Below are 16,220 nucleotides of genomic sequence, written 5' to 3' on the forward strand. Positions count from 1 at the left end.
GGCCCTCGAAGGATGACGGGGATCGTGATAAAGCGAGAGCTTACGCCAGTTCCGCGGATGCGCGCTGCATGTTCGACGACATGTCGGAGGTCACGATGCTCTGCTCCTCGACTGCGGCCGCGGTGGAGGCGATGAACTCGTTGACGCCGGCGATCGCGGCCTTGATCGCGGTGAGCGAGCTCGCAACGTCGCCCGAGATGGTGTTCAGCGCGTCGATTTCGGAGGTAATCGTGTCGGTGGCCTGCTTGGCCTGGCTGGCGAGGTTCTTCACCTCGGAGGCGACCACGGCAAAGCCGCGGCCCGCTTCGCCTGCCCGCGCCGATTCGATCGTGGCGTTGAGCGCAAGCAGGTTGATCTGACTGGTGATGCCCGAAATCATCTCGACGATGCCGCTCATGGCCTGGGCCGCTGCAGTCAACTTCTGGGCCTGACCGTCCGCGGACTCGACCCTGGTGGTCGCGACCTTGGAGGTCTCGCGCGATTTCGCCATGGTCTCGGAGATCTCGCGGATCGAGGCGCTCATCTGCTCGCTGCCGGCCGCGACCGCCTCGATCAGCCCGCGCGCATTGTCGGCCTTCTTGCGGCCGATCGCCTGCGCGGTGATGTCGGTGGCGTATTTCACCACCTTGTAGGGTTTTCCGTTGAGATCCAGAATCGGATTGTAGGACGCCTGGATCCAGATCTCGCGGCCGCCCTTGGCGATCCGCTTGTATTCGGCGGCCTGGTATTCGCCGCGGTTGAGCGTCTCCCAGAAATGGCGGTAGGCCGCCGAATTCTTCTCGTTCGGCTCGACGAACATGGAATGGTGCCGGCCCTTGATCTCGGCCAGCGAATAGCCCACCGCCTTGAGAAAATTCTCGTTGGCGGTTCGGATCGTGCCGTCCATGTTGAACTCGATCACCGCCTGCGACTTCTGGATCGCGGCGAGCTGGCCGTCATTGTCGGCGGCCTTCATCTTCTGCGCGGTGATGTCGGTTGCGAACTTCACCACTTTGAACGGCTTGCCGGTCTCGTCGAGGATCGGGTTGTAGGTCGCGAGAATCCAGATCTCCTTAGCCCCCTTGCCGAGCCGCTTGTACTCGGCCGCCTCGAACTCGCCGCGGTTCAGCCTGGCCCAGAACGCGGTATAGGCCGAGCTCGCGCGGTCCTCGGGCGTCACGAACATGCTGTGATGCTTGCCCCTGATCTCGTCGAGCGAATAGCCCATCGCGCCCAGGAAGTTCTCGTTGGCGGTGACGATGGTGCCGTCCATGTTGAACTCGATCACGGCCTGCGCGCGGTTGATCGCGGCGATCTTGCCGGAGTCTTCCATGGTCTTGATCTTGTACGCCGTGATGTCGGTGGCGAACTTGATGAAGCTGACCACCTTGCCGTTCTTGTCCAGCAGCGGGGCGTAGGAGGCATGAACCCAGACTTCCTTGCCGTTCTTGCCGAAGCGCTTGTATTGCGTGGTCTGGAATTCGCCGCGGTTCAGGCTGGCCCAGAAGTCGCGGTAGCGGGCGCTCTCGCGTTCGGCCGGGCTGACGAAGATGCTGTGATGCTTGCCCTTGATCTCGGCGAGCGAATAGCCGCTCATTTTCAGAAGGTTCTCGTTGGCATCGAGGATGGTGCCGTCGAGATCGAATTCGATGACGGCCTGCGAGCGATCGAGGGCGTCGACTTCTGCGAGCGCGTGCTGGATCCTGGCCTTGCTGTTGAAATTGAACACTTGAAGGTCCCCGGAATGGTTCAACTATGCGTCGGCCCAGCTGCAATTGGCCTTCCCGAAAAAGTTGCATGCACGCGTTGATCAACTGTAAACCCTTGCAGCAAGCTGCGCGGTCTCCGTAGTTCCGCGTGCGCCGGCCATGTTGTTCTACGCGCGAAGATTCTCGTCCTATAAGCACGGCGGTGGACATAGTCGGTCCGTAATCGTACGGACCCGCCTCGCGATATTTTCGCATGGTCTCTGTTGAAATTCGGCACGCAATGTCGGGGCACGCGTTCGTGCATCGTCTTCAAGAGGATCTTCTCTGCGGAGACCATCAATGCCTGACGACCGCGAGCGCCTGATTCGAGACCTCTTCGCAGCCTATCTCGGCAACGACCGGCAACGGGTCGCCGACGCATTGGCCGATGATTTCCGCTTCACCAGTCCGTTCGACGACGACATCGACAAGGCGGCCTATTTCGAGCGCTGCTGGCGGGACACCGGCTGGATCGCGCGACACGACATCGAGCGGATTTTCGTCCGGGGCGACGAGGCCTTCGTCACCTATCTCTGTCTGGCGAAAGATGGCAGGAGCTTTCGCAACACGGAGTTCTTCGCCTTTGCCGGTGGCAAGGTCAGCCGCATCGACGTCTATTTCGGCGCGGCCCGGAAGGATGGGCGTTTTCTGCCGCAGCCGCGCTAGCGGCCGGCGCAATGACCTCCGGAATAATTTTCATCACCTTGTCGGTTCCGTAAAGGTTGGTTCGTCTTAGAAGTAAGGGTGGGCGGCCCGGGCCGCCGCTCCCGTCCTTCCGGGGGTGGCGCCGCGCCGCGCAAACCCGAAACGACAAAGCAAGCAAGGACTGCTCATGCGATTCATGATGCTGATGATTCCGCTCGGCTACGAGACCGCGCCGCCGGACGTGCAACTCGATCCCGAACGCGTCGCCGCGATGATGCGCTACAACGAGGCGCTGAAGGATGCCGGCGTGCTGATCACGCTCGACGGCCTTCACCCGCCGTCGATGGGCGCGCGCGTCTCGTTCGCGACCGGCGAGCCCATCGTGACCGACGGTCCCTTCGCCGAAGCCAAGGAAGTCCTTGGCGGCTACTGGATGATCGAGGTTGCCTCGCGCGAGGAGGCGATCGCCTGGGCGAAGAAGTGCCCGGCTTCCGCCAATGAAGTCATCGAGATCCGGCAGGTGCAGGAGATGGCCGACTTTCCGCCGGAGGTGCAGGCAGCCGCCGCCGGCTTCGACGATCTGAAGACGTAGCCGAGACGGCCGCGGATCAACTCGCGGCTCGTCAATCCATCATCCATCAACAAAGGAGAGTACCAATGAGCACCGATACCTATCTCGCCGTTTTCCTCGGCAGCAAGACCAGCCCGCAATGGGCCGCATGGAACGCGATGTCCGAGACCGCGCGGAAGGCGAAGGAGCAGGAGGGCATGGCGGCCTGGAAAGGCTGGGTCGAGAAGCATCAGGGCGCGATCCAGGCCATGGGCGGCCCTCTCGGCAAGACCAAGAAGGTCGACGGCAAGGGCGTCGCCGACATCGCCAACGAGATGGGCGCCTTCACCGTGGTCCGCGCTGCGTCCCATGAGGCCGCAGCCAAGATGTTCGAGAACCACCCGCACTTCGCGATCTTCCCCGGCGAACGCGTCGAGATCATGCCGGTGCTGCCGATCCCCGGCGGCTAGGCCGTGTCATTCCGGGGGTGCGCACACGCGCGAACCCGGAAATCTCGAGATTCCGGGTTCGGCTCGTCGAGCAGCCCCGGGTCGAGCCGCCCCCGGAATGACGAGTTGGCCGGTTAATCAAATCCGGCCTGCGCTAGTGACTTCACGCCCGGCTCATGTAAAAGCTGTTCACATGAGCTGGCGTAAGGACCAGGGCCGCACCGAGCGCGGCTATCACCACGGCAATCTGAAGGAAGCCCTGTTGCAGGCTGCCCTCGGGCTGATCGCCGAGAAGGGCGCGGCCGGCTTCACCTTTGCCGATGCCGCGCGCATGGCCGGCGTCAGCGCGGCGGCGCCTTACCGGCATTTCCGCGACCGCGAGGAGTTGCTGTCCTCGATCGCGCAGCGCGGCTTCGAGCAGTTCGAGCAGCGCCTGACCGCGGCCTGGGACGACGGGCGCCCGGATACGGTCACGGCGTTCGAGCGCGTCGGCAAGGCCTATCTCGCCTTTGCCCGCGAGGAGCCTGCCTTCTACAATGCGATGTTCGAATCAGGCGTGCCGGTCGATTCAAATCCGGCCCTGCAGGCCGCCAGTGAACGCGCCTTCAACATCATTCGCGCCGCCGCCGAACGGCTTGCGGCGCTGGCGCCGCCCGGCACGCCGCGGCCACCGGCCATGATGATGGCGCTGCACATCTGGTCGATGGCCCACGGCGTGGCCTCGCTGTTCTCGCGTGGCGACGCCGCGCGGCGAAAACTGCCGATGTCGCCGGATGACCTGCTCGAAGCCGAGGTGCTGATCTATCTGCGCGGCCTCGGCTTCCCGACCGACCGCCGTCCGCCGGCACGAAGCGCCGAGCCGCCGCCGGTGCCACCGGAGGCATCCTCCGGTTCTGGCCTGCCGCCCGGCGGCCCCTGGGGCAAGCCGAAATAAAATTGCGCAAATAATTCGGCGACCCTGTCAGGCGGCCGGCTTGACAAAATCGCGGGATGGTCTAGCTATGTAAATGTTATTTACATTCACAACGGCGCTGGTGCCGTGATGGAGATGGAAATGGCCTACACCGCTGATGTCAATCGATGGCGCGGTTCCTCTGACGAACGCTATGAGCGCCCCCACATGCTCGATACGCCCTGGCATCCCGGCTGGATCGCCGTGACCATCCTCGGCTTCATCATCTGGTGGCCGATCGGACTTGCCCTTCTCTTTTTCACACTCGGGAGCAGAAAAATGGGTTGCTGGAGCCACCAGGATCGCTGGCAGAACAAGATGGAGCGGATGCAGTACAAGATGGACCGCATGCGCGGCCGCATGGAGCGCCGTGGTTTCGGCTTCGGCTTCGGCCCGCCCTCGAGCGGCAACCGTGCCTTCGACGAATACCGCACCGAGACGCTGCAGCGGCTCGAGGAAGAGCAGGTCGAGTTCAGGAACTTCCTCGACCGTCTGCGTCACGCCAAGGACAAGGAAGAGTTCGACCAGTTCATGGCGCAGCACAAGACGCGCCCGACCCCGCCGCCGACCGACCAGCCGCAGGGCTGATCTAAATAGGCTGATCCGGGGTCTGCCTCTCAAAGCCTTCAGGCGCATGCCCCAAAGTCCTGATGGCCCCGAGCCGGCCGCCTGCGCAACCCGCAGGCGGGTGGTTTGGTTTTTGGGGACCCGAACCAACCGCCGAGGATCCGACACCAAGACTTGCGCGTGCCACCTCAATCCGCCGCGCTGCTGGACGACACGCATCATGGACCTCTACACCCGCCTGCTGCTTGCCGTGACCGCCCTGGCGGTGCTGGGCTACATCGGCTTGGTCTATGGCAGCTGCGCGTCCGATCCCGATTGCCATTTTCGCCTCTGCGCCGGCGGGCGTGCGTTCTGCGGCGTTGATCACGTACATGTGCAGGATCGGTAGAACCCGATCCGCACCACGCCCGACCAAGCCCTGACGGCGCATCTCCCGCGCGCTGACGGGTACGACCATGACCAACGCCGAACGCAAAAAGATCAGCCATAGCATCGCGCTCCTTGAGCGCGCCTCGGCGCTGTTCGACCGGTTCGGAAACACCGTGCCGGTGGCGATCGCGTTCCTCAATGGATGGCAGACGGAAGTCCAGCTCTATCCGCAGTGGCAGCTCGGCGAATCCTGGCGGTTCTTTCTCAGCCTTTATCTCTATTGGTTCGCCTCGTTCGCACTCAGCCGCGCGGTCTCGTTTGCAAAGGGGAGCATCGCCCCATGATCCTGCTCCGCGATGTCGCGCTCTTCGTCCTGCCGGTGCTCATCGCGGCGGGCGGCTGGCTCTACGCGCTCAGCCTGCGCAAGCGGGCCCGGCCCGGTCTTGAGGGCGAAAGCAAGCGCGTCCCGGCGGCGTGACTGGCGCCCCGACCCGGACCGCCTATATTCGCCTTCACAAGAGTGGGCGGACCGGAGGCGACAATGGCGGAAGCTGCGATCACGGCGAGCGACGGCCTCTGGCGACAGATCCGCAGCGAGGCGCAGCGCGCGGCTGATGCAGACCCCGTGTTCGGCAAGGCCCTTGCGAGTGCCATTCTCGCTCACGATGATTTTGCCGCCGCTTTGGCCGATTTGATCGGGCAGCGGCTCGGCAGCGGCTCCACCGGGAGCACGCGCTTCACGTCCTGTTCCCGCGACGCCTTTCAAGGCGAGCCAGAGCTGATCGAAACCGCCAGCCGGGATTTGCAGGCCATCGCATTGCGCGATCCCGCCATCACCGACCTGCTGCCGCCGCTGCTGCATTACAAGGGCTACGTCGCGCTGCAAGCCTGGCGCGTCTCGAACTGGCTCTGGCGTCATGACCATCGCGACGCGGCGCTGCTGTTTCAGAACGAGGCGTCCAACCTGCTGCAGATCAGCATTCATCCGGCCGCATCCATTGGATCGTCCGTCTATCTCGACCACGCCACCGGCATCGTGATTGGTGCGAATGTGGTGATCGGTGACGAGGTCACCATCCTCCAGAGCGTCAGCATCGGCCGTCGCGGTGAATTGCCGACGCGCTCGCCGCGTATCGGCCGCGGCGTCTACATCGGTGGCGGCGCGACCATTCTCGGTGACATCAATATCGGTGAATTCGCCAAGATCGGCGCCGGTGCTGTTGTGACCGGTGACGTGCCCGCCGGCTGCACCGCGATCGGCAATCCCGCGCGATTGACCAATTGCCCCGAGCCCGCCTCGGCGGCCTGACCCTATCAACCTTCGGAGAGTTGCAATGAAGACGGCAATCGTGATCGGCGTTGGACCGGACCGCGGGGTCGGGGCCCGGCTTTGCAAGCGTTTTGCGGCCGATGGGCTCAAGGCGATCGTCGCGGGCCGGACGCTGTCTGCCTTGCAGGCCGTTGTAGACGACATCACGAAGGCGGGCGGCGCAGCCGTGCCCTTCGTTGCCGATGCGACCAGGGAGGGGGACATCGTCGCGCTGTTCGATGCCGCCGGCGACAACCTCGACCTCGCCATCTACAACGCCGGCAACAACACGCCCGGCAAGATCATCGAGATGGACGCCGACTATTTCGAGAATGCCTGGCGCGTGGTCTGCTTCGGCGGCTTCCTGTTCGGCCGCGAGGCGGTGCGGCGGATGGTGCCGAAGAAGACCGGCGCGCTGCTGTTCACGGGCGCCAGTGCCTCGCTGCGCGGACGCTCCGGCTACGGCGCCTTCAACTCGTCCAAGGCCGGCCTGCGCACGCTGGCGCAGGCGATGGCCAAGGAATACGCGAGCGACGGCATCCATGTCGGCCATGTCGTGGTCGACGGCGCGATCGCCGGCGACAAGATCTTTTCACGATTCCCGGATGCGGCCGGCCGCGAGGACAGCCTGATCGACATCGATGGCATCGTCGATGCCTTCGCCTTCCTCTATCGCCAGCCCGAGCGCGCCTGGTCGTTCGAGCTCGACGTGCGGACCTCGAAGGAGAAGTGGTAGAGGGGCGGCCCTCGACCATTTCTACCGCCGTCATTGCCCGCGAAGGCGGGCAATCCAGTATTCCAGAGACAGCATTGAGATGCGGAGGAGCCGCAGTGTACTGGATACCCCGCTTGACGCCTACGCTAAAGCTTCGGCGCCCCTGGACCGCAGCCCCGGCGAAGCCTTGGCGTAGCCGGGTCGCGGGGTATGACAGTCGTAAGGGTGGCGTAGATCAATACCCCGCCGCCAGCCCACTGTTGCGGCGTGGATCGTTCGCACCGTAGTAACGATTATTGCCGACTTGCTCGCCGTTCAGTGACGGCGCGCCCACGATGATGACCGCCAAATGGTTCGCCGGTTGCGGCGGCCCGAATTTGTGCCCCATCCCTTCTAGAATCTTCTGCGTGTCCGGCGACAGCGCATAGTTCTCCACGTTGGTCATATCAGGCAGCCATTGCTGGTGGATGCGTGGCATGTCGACGGCCTCCTGCGCGTTCATGCCGTAGTCGATCGCATTGATCATGGTCTGCAACACGGCGGTGATGATGCGGCTGCCGCCGGGCGTGCCTACCACCATGACGGTCTTGCCGTCCTTGGTGACGATGGTCGGGCTCATCGAGGACAGTGGACGCTTGCCGGGAGCAATCGCGTTGGCCTCACCCTGCACCAGGCCATACAGGTTCGGCACCCCGACCTTGGCCGTGAAGTCGTCCATCTCGTCGTTCAGCAGCACGCCGGTCTTGGCCGCCGTCACCTTGGCGCCGAACCAATCGTTCAGCGTGTACGTCACCGATACCGCGTTGCCGTCCTTGTCCGCGATTGAATAGTGCGTGGTGTTGCTGCCCTCGTGCGGCGCGACGCCCGGCTTGATGTCCTTGGAGATTGCGGCCTTGTTCGGATCGATCACGGCGCGGATCTTGGTCGCGTAATTCTTGTCGAGCAGGCGGTCGAGCGGATTCTTCACGAAATCCGGATCGCCGAGATAGCTGTTGCGGTCCACGTAGGCATGCCGCATGGCCTCGATCTGCACGTGCACGGCCTGCGCGGAATGGTAGCCCAGCTCCTTCAGAGGATAGCCCTCCAGGATATTCAGGATCTCGCAGATGACGACGCCGCCCGAGCTCGGTGGCGGCGCGGAAATCACGTGATAGCCGCGATAGTCGCATTCGACAGGCGCGAGCTCGCGCGTCTTGTAGCCGTCGAGGTCGTCCTGCGTCAGGAGGCCCTTGCCGGCCTGGCTCGATGCCACGATGGCGCTGCCGACCCAGCCCTTGTAGAAGCCGTCGGTGCCCTTGCTGCTGATCTCGCGCAGGGTTTTCGCCAGTTCGGATTGCAGCAGTCGATCGCCCACGCCGAACGGCTGGCCGTTGTTGAGGAAGATCGCGCTCGATGCTGGATCGTCCTTGAAATCGTCGGTTGCCGTGCGCAGCAGGTCGATGTCGCCCTGGTCGAGTACAAATCCCTGTTCGGCGAACTGGATCGCGGGAGCGAGCAGGTCGGCGCGCTTCATGGTGCCGTATTTTTCGCGCGCATATTCCATGCCCGAGACGGAGCCTGGCACACCCACAGCCAGATGTCCCTTGGTCGAGATGCCCTTGATGACGTTGCCATCCTTGTCGAGATACATATTGGCCGTCGCCGCCTTGGGCGCGGTCTCGCGGAAATCGAGGAAGGTCTTGCGGCCGTCGGCGAGCTGGATCGTCATGAAGCCGCCACCACCGAGATTGCCGGCGGCCGGATAGACGACGGCCAAGGCATAACCGACGGCCACAGCGGCATCGACGGCATTGCCGCCGCGCTTCAGCACATCGACGCCCACCTGGGTCGCCAGATGCTGCGCGGACACCACCATGCCGTTTTGCGCGGCGACCGGTGCGACCGACGCCGCGCGCGCGGCGCCGAACGTGACGAGGCTGACCGATATGATCGCGGCGGCCATCCACCGCACATTGGTTTGTGGTTTCGGCACTGGACGCTCCTCAGGCTGGGCCGGTGATGCCGGCACGTTGTTGTCCGCGAGCGCAGCCTATCAGCTCGTGCCCGCCGTGAGATGCGAGATGGAGCATGTGGTCGTGGTGTAGCTGTGGCGCACGCTAAGCTCCCTGCGATTTCGGGCTGGGCAGGGGAGGAGGTTCCAGAAGGGGCGTCCGTTGTGCCCGGTGTCATAGCGCCACGAGTCCGACTGCGCTCCCTCCCCCTTGGGGGGAGGGGGGGCAGAGGGGTAACCCAGGAAAAGTGCTCGTTGCGTGCGTCCGATTTCATCACGGTGGGAGCCCCCGTGTGGTACCCCTCTCCCTAGCCCTCCCCGCAAGGGGGGAGGGAACCGACCTCGCCAGTGGACCCGGCTCCGATCCGTCGCCGCCATGTCCCGCGGCAAAGCGGCCAACCGCCTGCGCTGCCTACCTTTCCGGCAGCCAAATTCGGCCGTGGTAACCGCACGTTAACCATCGGCGGGCTCTGTAATTGCGGACAGTCGTGCCCGGAGCCGTGCTCGAGGCCCATAGTTTTGACATCTTGGCAGGGAATGCAGGCGGCCGGCTTTGGACGAGCCCCTGTACCCCAGAAAGACAAGGCTTTGAGCGGGCTTGCCGGCCGCGCCGGTGCTAGCGCGGCTGTTGGGGAACCGGCAGCCATTTGCTGGCCGGAGAGGTCAGGGAAATGATCGCCTTGAGAGGATACTGCTTATGAATCCGGCCGACGTGGCTCAGTCAGCCCTTCCGGTTGCCGCTTCCGCGGACGTGTCGCTGATTGCGCTGTTCTGGCAGGCTCACTGGATCGTGAAAGCGGTGATGCTGGGGCTTCTCGCCTGCTCGGTCTGGGTCTGGGCCATCGCGATCGACAAGATCTTTCTTTACGCGCGCACCCGCCGCTCGATGGACCGGTTCGAGCAGGCCTTCTGGTCCGGCGAGTCGATCGAGGAGCTTTATCGCACGCTCTCGGCCAAGCCGACGCATTCCATGGCGGCCTGCTTCGTCGCCGCCATGCGCGAGTGGAAGCGCTCGTTCGAGAGCCACGCCCGCTCGGTCGCGGGCCTTCAGATGCGCATCGACAAGGTGATGAACGTCTCGATCGCGCGCGAGGTCGAGCGGCTGGAACGCCGGCTGCTGGTGCTCGCCACCGTCGGCTCCGCCGGCCCCTTTGTCGGCCTGTTCGGCACGGTCTGGGGCATCATGTCGAGCTTCCAGTCGATCGCGGCGTCGAAAAATACCTCCCTGGCGGTGGTCGCGCCGGGCATCGCCGAAGCGCTGTTTGCGACCGCCGTCGGCCTTATCGCCGCCATTCCTGCCACTATTTTCTACAATAAGTTCACTTCCGAGGTGAACCGGCAGGCCCAGCGGCTCGAAGGTTTCGCCGATGAATTTTCCGCCATTCTGTCGCGTCAGATCGACGAGCGGGGCTGACGGACGGCATGTATAGTGTGAGGGGCAATTTGGGCACTCGATCATGGCGATGAACGTAGCTAGTTCGTCCGGAGGCGGCGGGCGTCGTGGCCGGCGCAAGCCCGTCGTGGCCGAGATCAACGTCACGCCGATGGTGGACGTGATGTTGGTGCTGCTCATCATCTTCATGGTGTCGGCTCCGATGTTGACGGTCGGTGTGCCGCTCGACCTGCCGCAGACCCAGGCCAAGAGCCTCGAAAACAACGACCAGAAGCCAATCCAGATGTCGGTCGACATCAAGGGCAAGGTCTTCATCAACGACGCCGAGATCGCGATCAACGAGTTGATCCCGAAGCTGAAGGCGATCACGGACGCGCGCGGCGGGCTCGAGGAGCGCATCTATCTTCGCGCGGACAAGAAGGCGGATTACGGAACGGTGGCCAAGGTCATGGGCCTGTTGTCCGGCGCGGGCTTCAAGAAGCTGGCGCTCGTGACCGAGGCGGATCAGGGGTAAACCGGTGAAGGTGAACGTCGACAAGACACTCGTTGCGTCGATTGCCCTCCACGTCCTCGTGCTTGGATGGGGACTGGTCACCTTTAGCAGCAAGGCCTTTGTCGCGGAAGAGTCGCTTCCGATCGACATCATCTCCACCGATCAGCTTGCGCAGATGATGTCGGGGCAGAAGACCGGCAAGAAGGAAGAGCCGAAGCCCAAGGTCGAGAAGATCGCCGAGGCCAAGCCCGAGGAAGAAGCGGTCGGCAAGGTCACCGAGAAGAAAGAGCTGATCAAGACCAACTCGACGCCCGAGCCGCCGCCGAAACCCGTCGAGAAGCCGGTCGAGAAGAAGCCCGAGCCGCCCAAGCCCGTCGCCGAGGCCAAGCCCAAAGAAGAGCCGAAGCCGCAGGAAAAGAAGCCTGATCCGGCGAAGGAAGATCCGATCGCCGAGCTCCAGAAGAAACTGGAGACCAAGAAGCCTCCGCCGAAGCCCGTCGAGCAGAAGGTCGCGGCGGTGCAGCCGCAGCAGCAACCGAAGCCCAAGGAGCGCAGCTTCGATCCCGCGCAGATCCAGCGCGACCTCGACAAGCGCGCGGCGACCCGGCACGAGCTCTCCGGCGCGGCGCTGAATGCATCGGCTGCGCTGGGATCGACGACCGGGACTGCTGCCAACAACGTTGCGACGTGGGGAGGCGCGTTCACGAATGCGGTCCGGCGCTGCTTCACGCCCACCTATAACGGGCAAGACGCCGAGCAATACGAGGCTGACATCGATATCCCGATGAAAATCGACGGCTCGCTTGCGTCCGAGCCGGTTATCGTCGCGGTTCGCGGCCCGTCTCGGTCGATTGCTCAGGCGGTGGCGGAGAGCGCCAAGCGCGCCATCGTGCAGTGTCAGGTCTATTCGTTCCTGCCGAAGCAGCAGTATGACACCTGGAAGACCATTCCAATGCGCTTCGGCCTGAAAGATATGTTGTGACATCCGAACAAAAGAATTTTGCGATGAATGACGTCCTATCGATGAACCGCCGCCGCTTCATGACGCTGACAGGATCGGCGCTCGCGACGCTCGGGGGCGGACATGCCCTGGCCCAGGGCCAAAAGCGGCTCGAACTCAATCCAACGGAGTTTCGGCCGATCCCGATCGCGATCTCCAACTTCGTGCCGGGCTCGCCCGCCGACGGCGACGTCAGCAACGGCGTCACCCAGGTCATCACCAACAATCTGAAGCGGTCGGGCCTGTTCGCACCGATCGACCAGGCCGCTTTCATCGAGCGCATCAGCAACATCGACGTCGCGCCGCAATTCCAGAACTGGAAGACCATCAACGCCCAGGCCCTCGTCACCGGCCGCATGACGCGGGGGCAGGACGGAAGGCTCAAGGCGGAATTCCGCCTGTGGGACGTCATCACGGGCCAGCAGCTTGCGGGCCAGCAATATTTCACCTCGCCGGAATATTGGCGCCGTATCGCCCACATCATCTCCGACCAGATCTATGAGCAGATGACCGGCGAAAAGGGCTATTTCGACAGCCGCGTGGTGTTCGTAGACGAGACCGGTCCAAAGGAGCGTCGCGTCAAGCGGCTCGCGATGATGGACCAGGACGGTGCCAATGTGCGCTATCTGACCCGCGGCTCCGACCTCGTGCTGACGCCGCGCTTCTCGCCGAACTCGCAAGAGATCACCTACATGGAGTTCGGCCAGGGCGATCCGAAGGTCTATCTCTTCAACATCGAGACCGGCCAGCGCGAGATCGTCGGCAATTTCCCCGGCATGACCTTCGCGCCGCGCTTCTCGCCGGACGGCCAGCGCGTCATCATGAGCCTGCAGCAGGGCGGCAATTCGAACCTGTTCGTGATGGATCTGCGCTCGCGCTCGACCACGCGCCTCACCGACACGCCGGCGATCGACACCTCTCCGTCCTACTCACCCGACGGCACCCGCATCTGCTTCGAATCCGATCGCGGCGGCAGGTCGCAGATCTATGTGATGGCCGCGGGCGGCGGACAGGCGCAGCGCATCTCCTTCTCCAAGGACGACACCAACGCCACCTATTCGACGCCGGTGTGGTCGCCGCGTGGCGATTACATCGCCTTCACCAGGCAGGGCGGCGGGCAGTTCTCGATCGGCGTCATGAAGCCGGACGGCTCCGGCGAGCGTCTGCTCACCTCGGGCTATCACAACGAAGGGCCGACCTTCTCGCCGAACGGCCGCGTGCTGATGTTCTTCCGCGATCCCGGCGGCAGCGGCGGGCCGTCGCTGTTCTCCGTCGACATCTCCGGCCGCAACGAGCTCAAGGTGCCGACGCCGGGCTTCGCCTCCGACCCGGCATGGTCGCCGCTGCTGTCCTCGACACCCGGCTAGAGCGCTTGCGAGCGAAGCGGATACAGGTTCGCGTGAAACATCGGGGCTAAGACATTGCGCGTTCAGACGCGCGATGTTTTCGAAAAAACATGCCGATTTTTTCGGGGTTTGGTGCAGGACGCAAGCTTTCCTTCACCTTGTGCCCGGCAACGCTTGCCTAGTTGCTTGATATTTCAGCGGAAACATGTTCGCTATTGCCGAAAAACAACTCGACTTTAACGATGTTCCCTCAGAAAGGCTTCATCAGGTCTGGGTAAAAGTACGCGCCAAACAGGACGCGTAACAAGCCGATGCAGCTGGCCGACCAGAAGCAGAGCGATCGAGACGAGCTGGAGCCGATACTCTACGCCGCTCTCATCAACTCTATGGTGCAGAATTTCTGGGCGATCTTCCTGGGCTCGGCCTCCGCGGCCGTGGCCGCGGTCATGACTGCGCTGAAGACAGGCGATGCCTGGCTGTGGCCGCTCGCATTTCTGCTGATCGCGATCGGCACCGCGCGCGCGTTCCAGATGCGCGGATACGAAAACCGCACGCACCCACTGTCGTTCGAGGAAGCCAAGCACCTGGAGCCGCGCTACTGGCTCGGCGCGCTCAGCTATGCGGCGGTGCTCGGCCTGTGGTCCTTCGTCGTCATCTACAACAATGACGATCCGATTGCCGACATGCTCTGTGTCGCCATCGGCATCGGCTACACCGCGGGCGGCGCCGCCCGCAATTACGGCCAGCCCCGGGTGATCCAGTGGCACGTCGCGCTCGCCTGCGCACCGATGTCGCTCGCGCTGCTGCTGCATGGCGGCTTCTACCACATCGGGCTCGCCGTCCTGCTCGTGTTCTTCTTCGTCGGGCTGAAGAACATCAATCTCAGCCTGCATGCGATCTTCGTCAAGGCGCTGACCTCGAGCTTTCGTGAGTCCGCGCTGGCAAGCCAGTTCGACACCGCGCTCAACAACATGCCGCATGGCCTGTGCATGTTTCGCGCCGACGGCCGCCTTGCGGTGATGAACCATCGCTTCGGCGAGCTGATGGCGTTGCCCGAAGATCTGGTCAAGCGTGGCGCCACCGCTGCCGACATCGTATCGGCCTGTATCGCCGCCGGCTCCATCTCGGCGGAGAGCGGCAAGCAGATCCTGGCCGAGATCGAGCATGCGCGGATCTGCGAGATCGTCACCACCGACCCGGATTCCTCGCGCGGCCGCGCGCTCGCCTGGACGTTCCAGCCGATGACTGGCGGCGGCACGGTGCTGCTGCTGGAAGACATCACCGAGCGTACCAACGCGGAAGCCCGGATCACCCATCTCGCCCGCTATGACGAGCTCACGGCGCTGCCCAACCGGGTCTCGTTCCGCGACGAGATCGAACGGCTGCTGGCGATCTCGCACGACGCCGAGCGTCTCTCCGCGCTGCTGTTCGTCGATCTCGACCAGTTCAAGCAGGTCAACGACACGCTCGGCCATCCCTGCGGCGACCAGCTCCTGTGCGCGGTTGCCAACCGCCTGCGCGAGATGCTGCGTCCCGAGGATTTCGTCGCCCGCTTTGGCGGCGACGAGTTCGTCGTGTTCCAGCAGAACATCAGCTCGGCCGAGGATGCCGCGAGCCTCGCCCGCCGCATCGTCGAACGCCTGAGCGAGCGTTATCGCATCGACAATCACCTGGTTGAGATCGGCGCCAGCGTCGGCATCGCGCTGACCTCGCCGGACGGCGACGTCAGGGCCGACACGCTGCTCAAGAACGCCGACATGGCGCTCTATCGCGCCAAGGCCGACGGCCGCGGCACCTTCTGCTTCTTCCGCGACGAGATGGCGGCCACCGTCGAGGCCCGCCGCATTCTCGAGCTCGACCTGCGCAAGGCGCTGGCCAACGAGGAATTCGAGCTGTTCTACCAGCCGCTGGTCAATCTGAAGTCCGGCAAGATCACCACCTGCGAGGCGCTGCTGCGCTGGAATCATCCGGTACGCGGCACGGTCTCGCCGGTCGACATCATCCCGGTCGCCGAGGACATGGGGCTGATCGTCGATCTCGGCCGCTGGATCCTGCGCCGCGCCTGCATGGAATGCATGAAGTGGCCCGACGGCGTCAGCGTCGCCGTCAACTTCTCGCCGCAGCAATTCCACCAGCGCGACGTGCTCAGCGAAATCCGCTACGCGCTCGAGGTCTCGGGGCTGCCGGCCCATCGGCTGGAGATCGAGATCACGGAGTCCTCGCTGCTTCGTAACACCCAGCTCACCCACGACACGCTGTCGCAACTGCATGCGCTCGGCGTGCGCATCTCGCTCGACGATTTCGGCACCGGCTATTCCAGCCTCAGCTATCTGCACAATTTCCCGATGCAGAAGGTGAAGATCGACCGCTCCTTCCTCGAGGGCATCGACACCGACCGGCCGCTGACGCTGCTGCGTGGCGTGGCGCGGCTGTCGGCCGACCTCGGCATGGCCGTGGTGGTCGAGGGCATCGAGACCAACGAGCAGCTCGAGCTGATCAGCGCAGACGGCACCGTCTCCGAGGCGCAAGGCTATCTGTTCAGCCGTCCGGTGCCCGCCGTGCGGATGCGCCAGCTCCTCAACGCCTCGCATGGACGGCGCGGCGAGGGCCTGCTCCAGGTTGTCAGCTCACGCTCCTTCGCCTGATTCCACATCCAGAAATTGCACGTCGTTTCAGACAGTTGCTGAACCGACCGTAGTGCTACGGGGGTTAACC

General features: G+C 63.9%; 17 protein-coding genes. 15 read left to right on the plus strand and 2 right to left on the minus strand.

The window, feature by feature from the left end:
• Window positions 1-40: 40 nt before the first annotated feature.
• Window positions 41-1,708 carry a methyl-accepting chemotaxis protein gene (locus tag ACVJ5M_RS09500; protein WP_063981087.1) on the minus strand — a complete coding sequence of 556 codons (1,668 nt, stop codon included), beginning with the start codon at window positions 1,706-1,708 and terminating at the stop codon, window positions 41-43.
• Window positions 1,709-2,027: 319 nt separating this feature from the next.
• On the opposite strand from ACVJ5M_RS09500, the gene ACVJ5M_RS09505 reads away from it, so the two are divergent.
• The 10 genes from ACVJ5M_RS09505 to ACVJ5M_RS09550 all read left to right on the plus strand — a co-directional run bounded on the left by ACVJ5M_RS09505 (window position 2,028) and on the right by ACVJ5M_RS09550 (window position 7,304).
• Window positions 2,028-2,393: a nuclear transport factor 2 family protein gene (locus ACVJ5M_RS09505; protein ID WP_063981088.1), complete on the plus strand. Its 366-nt coding sequence runs from the start codon at window positions 2,028-2,030 to the stop codon at window positions 2,391-2,393.
• 166 nt (window positions 2,394-2,559) lie between these two features.
• Entirely contained in the window at window positions 2,560-2,964 is a 405-nt protein-coding gene (locus ACVJ5M_RS09510; RefSeq protein WP_028152208.1) for a YciI family protein, read from the plus strand.
• A gap of 65 nt (window positions 2,965-3,029) precedes the next feature.
• Window positions 3,030-3,392, plus strand: a complete 363-nt coding sequence (locus tag ACVJ5M_RS09515; RefSeq protein ID WP_063981089.1) for a YciI family protein — start codon at window positions 3,030-3,032, stop codon at window positions 3,390-3,392.
• Window positions 3,393-3,564: 172 nt separating this feature from the next.
• Window positions 3,565-4,305 carry a TetR/AcrR family transcriptional regulator gene (locus tag ACVJ5M_RS09520; protein WP_063981090.1) on the plus strand — a complete coding sequence of 247 codons (741 nt, stop codon included), beginning with the start codon at window positions 3,565-3,567 and terminating at the stop codon, window positions 4,303-4,305.
• Between the two features lie 120 nt (window positions 4,306-4,425).
• Window positions 4,426-4,911, plus strand: a complete 486-nt coding sequence (locus ACVJ5M_RS09525; protein WP_028152211.1) for a DUF2852 domain-containing protein — start codon at window positions 4,426-4,428, stop codon at window positions 4,909-4,911.
• Window positions 4,912-5,110: 199 nt separating this feature from the next.
• Window positions 5,111-5,278, plus strand: coding sequence for a hypothetical protein (locus ACVJ5M_RS09530; RefSeq protein WP_144030761.1), 168 nt, complete (start codon window positions 5,111-5,113; stop codon window positions 5,276-5,278).
• Window positions 5,279-5,345: 67 nt separating this feature from the next.
• Window positions 5,346-5,603 (plus strand): hypothetical protein, encoded by a 258-nt coding sequence (locus tag ACVJ5M_RS09535; protein ID WP_063981091.1) that lies wholly within the window; start codon window positions 5,346-5,348, stop codon window positions 5,601-5,603.
• The gene (locus tag ACVJ5M_RS09540; RefSeq protein WP_187387923.1) at window positions 5,600-5,737 is read left to right on the plus strand and encodes a hypothetical protein; all 138 of its coding nucleotides are present in this window, start codon (window positions 5,600-5,602) and stop codon (window positions 5,735-5,737) included. The genes ACVJ5M_RS09535 and ACVJ5M_RS09540 overlap by 4 nt, the downstream gene beginning before the upstream one ends.
• A gap of 63 nt (window positions 5,738-5,800) precedes the next feature.
• On the plus strand, window positions 5,801-6,568 hold the full coding sequence (locus tag ACVJ5M_RS09545; RefSeq protein ID WP_354099852.1) for a serine O-acetyltransferase: 768 nt from the start codon (window positions 5,801-5,803) through the stop codon (window positions 6,566-6,568).
• 25 nt (window positions 6,569-6,593) lie between these two features.
• A complete protein-coding gene (locus ACVJ5M_RS09550) occupies window positions 6,594-7,304 on the plus strand; it encodes an SDR family NAD(P)-dependent oxidoreductase (RefSeq protein ID WP_354099853.1) in 711 nt (236 codons plus the stop codon).
• Between the two features lie 214 nt (window positions 7,305-7,518).
• Here the strand turns inward: ACVJ5M_RS09550 and ggt are convergent, their stop codons facing one another.
• Window positions 7,519-9,225 (minus strand): gamma-glutamyltransferase, encoded by a 1,707-nt coding sequence (ggt, locus tag ACVJ5M_RS09555; protein ID WP_063981094.1) that lies wholly within the window; start codon window positions 9,223-9,225, stop codon window positions 7,519-7,521.
• A 745-nt stretch (window positions 9,226-9,970) separates the two neighbouring features.
• On the opposite strand from ggt, the gene tolQ reads away from it, so the two are divergent.
• The 5 genes from tolQ to ACVJ5M_RS09580 all read left to right on the plus strand — a co-directional run bounded on the left by tolQ (window position 9,971) and on the right by ACVJ5M_RS09580 (window position 16,150).
• Window positions 9,971-10,687 (plus strand): protein TolQ, encoded by a 717-nt coding sequence (gene tolQ, locus ACVJ5M_RS09560; protein WP_014492404.1) that lies wholly within the window; start codon window positions 9,971-9,973, stop codon window positions 10,685-10,687.
• A 43-nt stretch (window positions 10,688-10,730) separates the two neighbouring features.
• Window positions 10,731-11,180: a protein TolR gene (gene tolR, locus ACVJ5M_RS09565; RefSeq protein ID WP_028152217.1), complete on the plus strand. Its 450-nt coding sequence runs from the start codon at window positions 10,731-10,733 to the stop codon at window positions 11,178-11,180.
• Window positions 11,181-11,184: 4 nt separating this feature from the next.
• Window positions 11,185-12,141 carry a protein TolA gene (locus ACVJ5M_RS09570; protein ID WP_084794964.1) on the plus strand — a complete coding sequence of 319 codons (957 nt, stop codon included), beginning with the start codon at window positions 11,185-11,187 and terminating at the stop codon, window positions 12,139-12,141.
• A 41-nt stretch (window positions 12,142-12,182) separates the two neighbouring features.
• Window positions 12,183-13,526 carry a Tol-Pal system beta propeller repeat protein TolB gene (gene tolB, locus ACVJ5M_RS09575; RefSeq protein ID WP_049807612.1) on the plus strand — a complete coding sequence of 448 codons (1,344 nt, stop codon included), beginning with the start codon at window positions 12,183-12,185 and terminating at the stop codon, window positions 13,524-13,526.
• 290 nt (window positions 13,527-13,816) lie between these two features.
• Window positions 13,817-16,150 (plus strand): putative bifunctional diguanylate cyclase/phosphodiesterase, encoded by a 2,334-nt coding sequence (locus ACVJ5M_RS09580; protein WP_063981095.1) that lies wholly within the window; start codon window positions 13,817-13,819, stop codon window positions 16,148-16,150.
• The last annotated feature ends 70 nt before the right edge of the window (window positions 16,151-16,220 follow it).

It is taken from the genome of Bradyrhizobium sp. S3.7.6 (assembly GCF_054061875.1).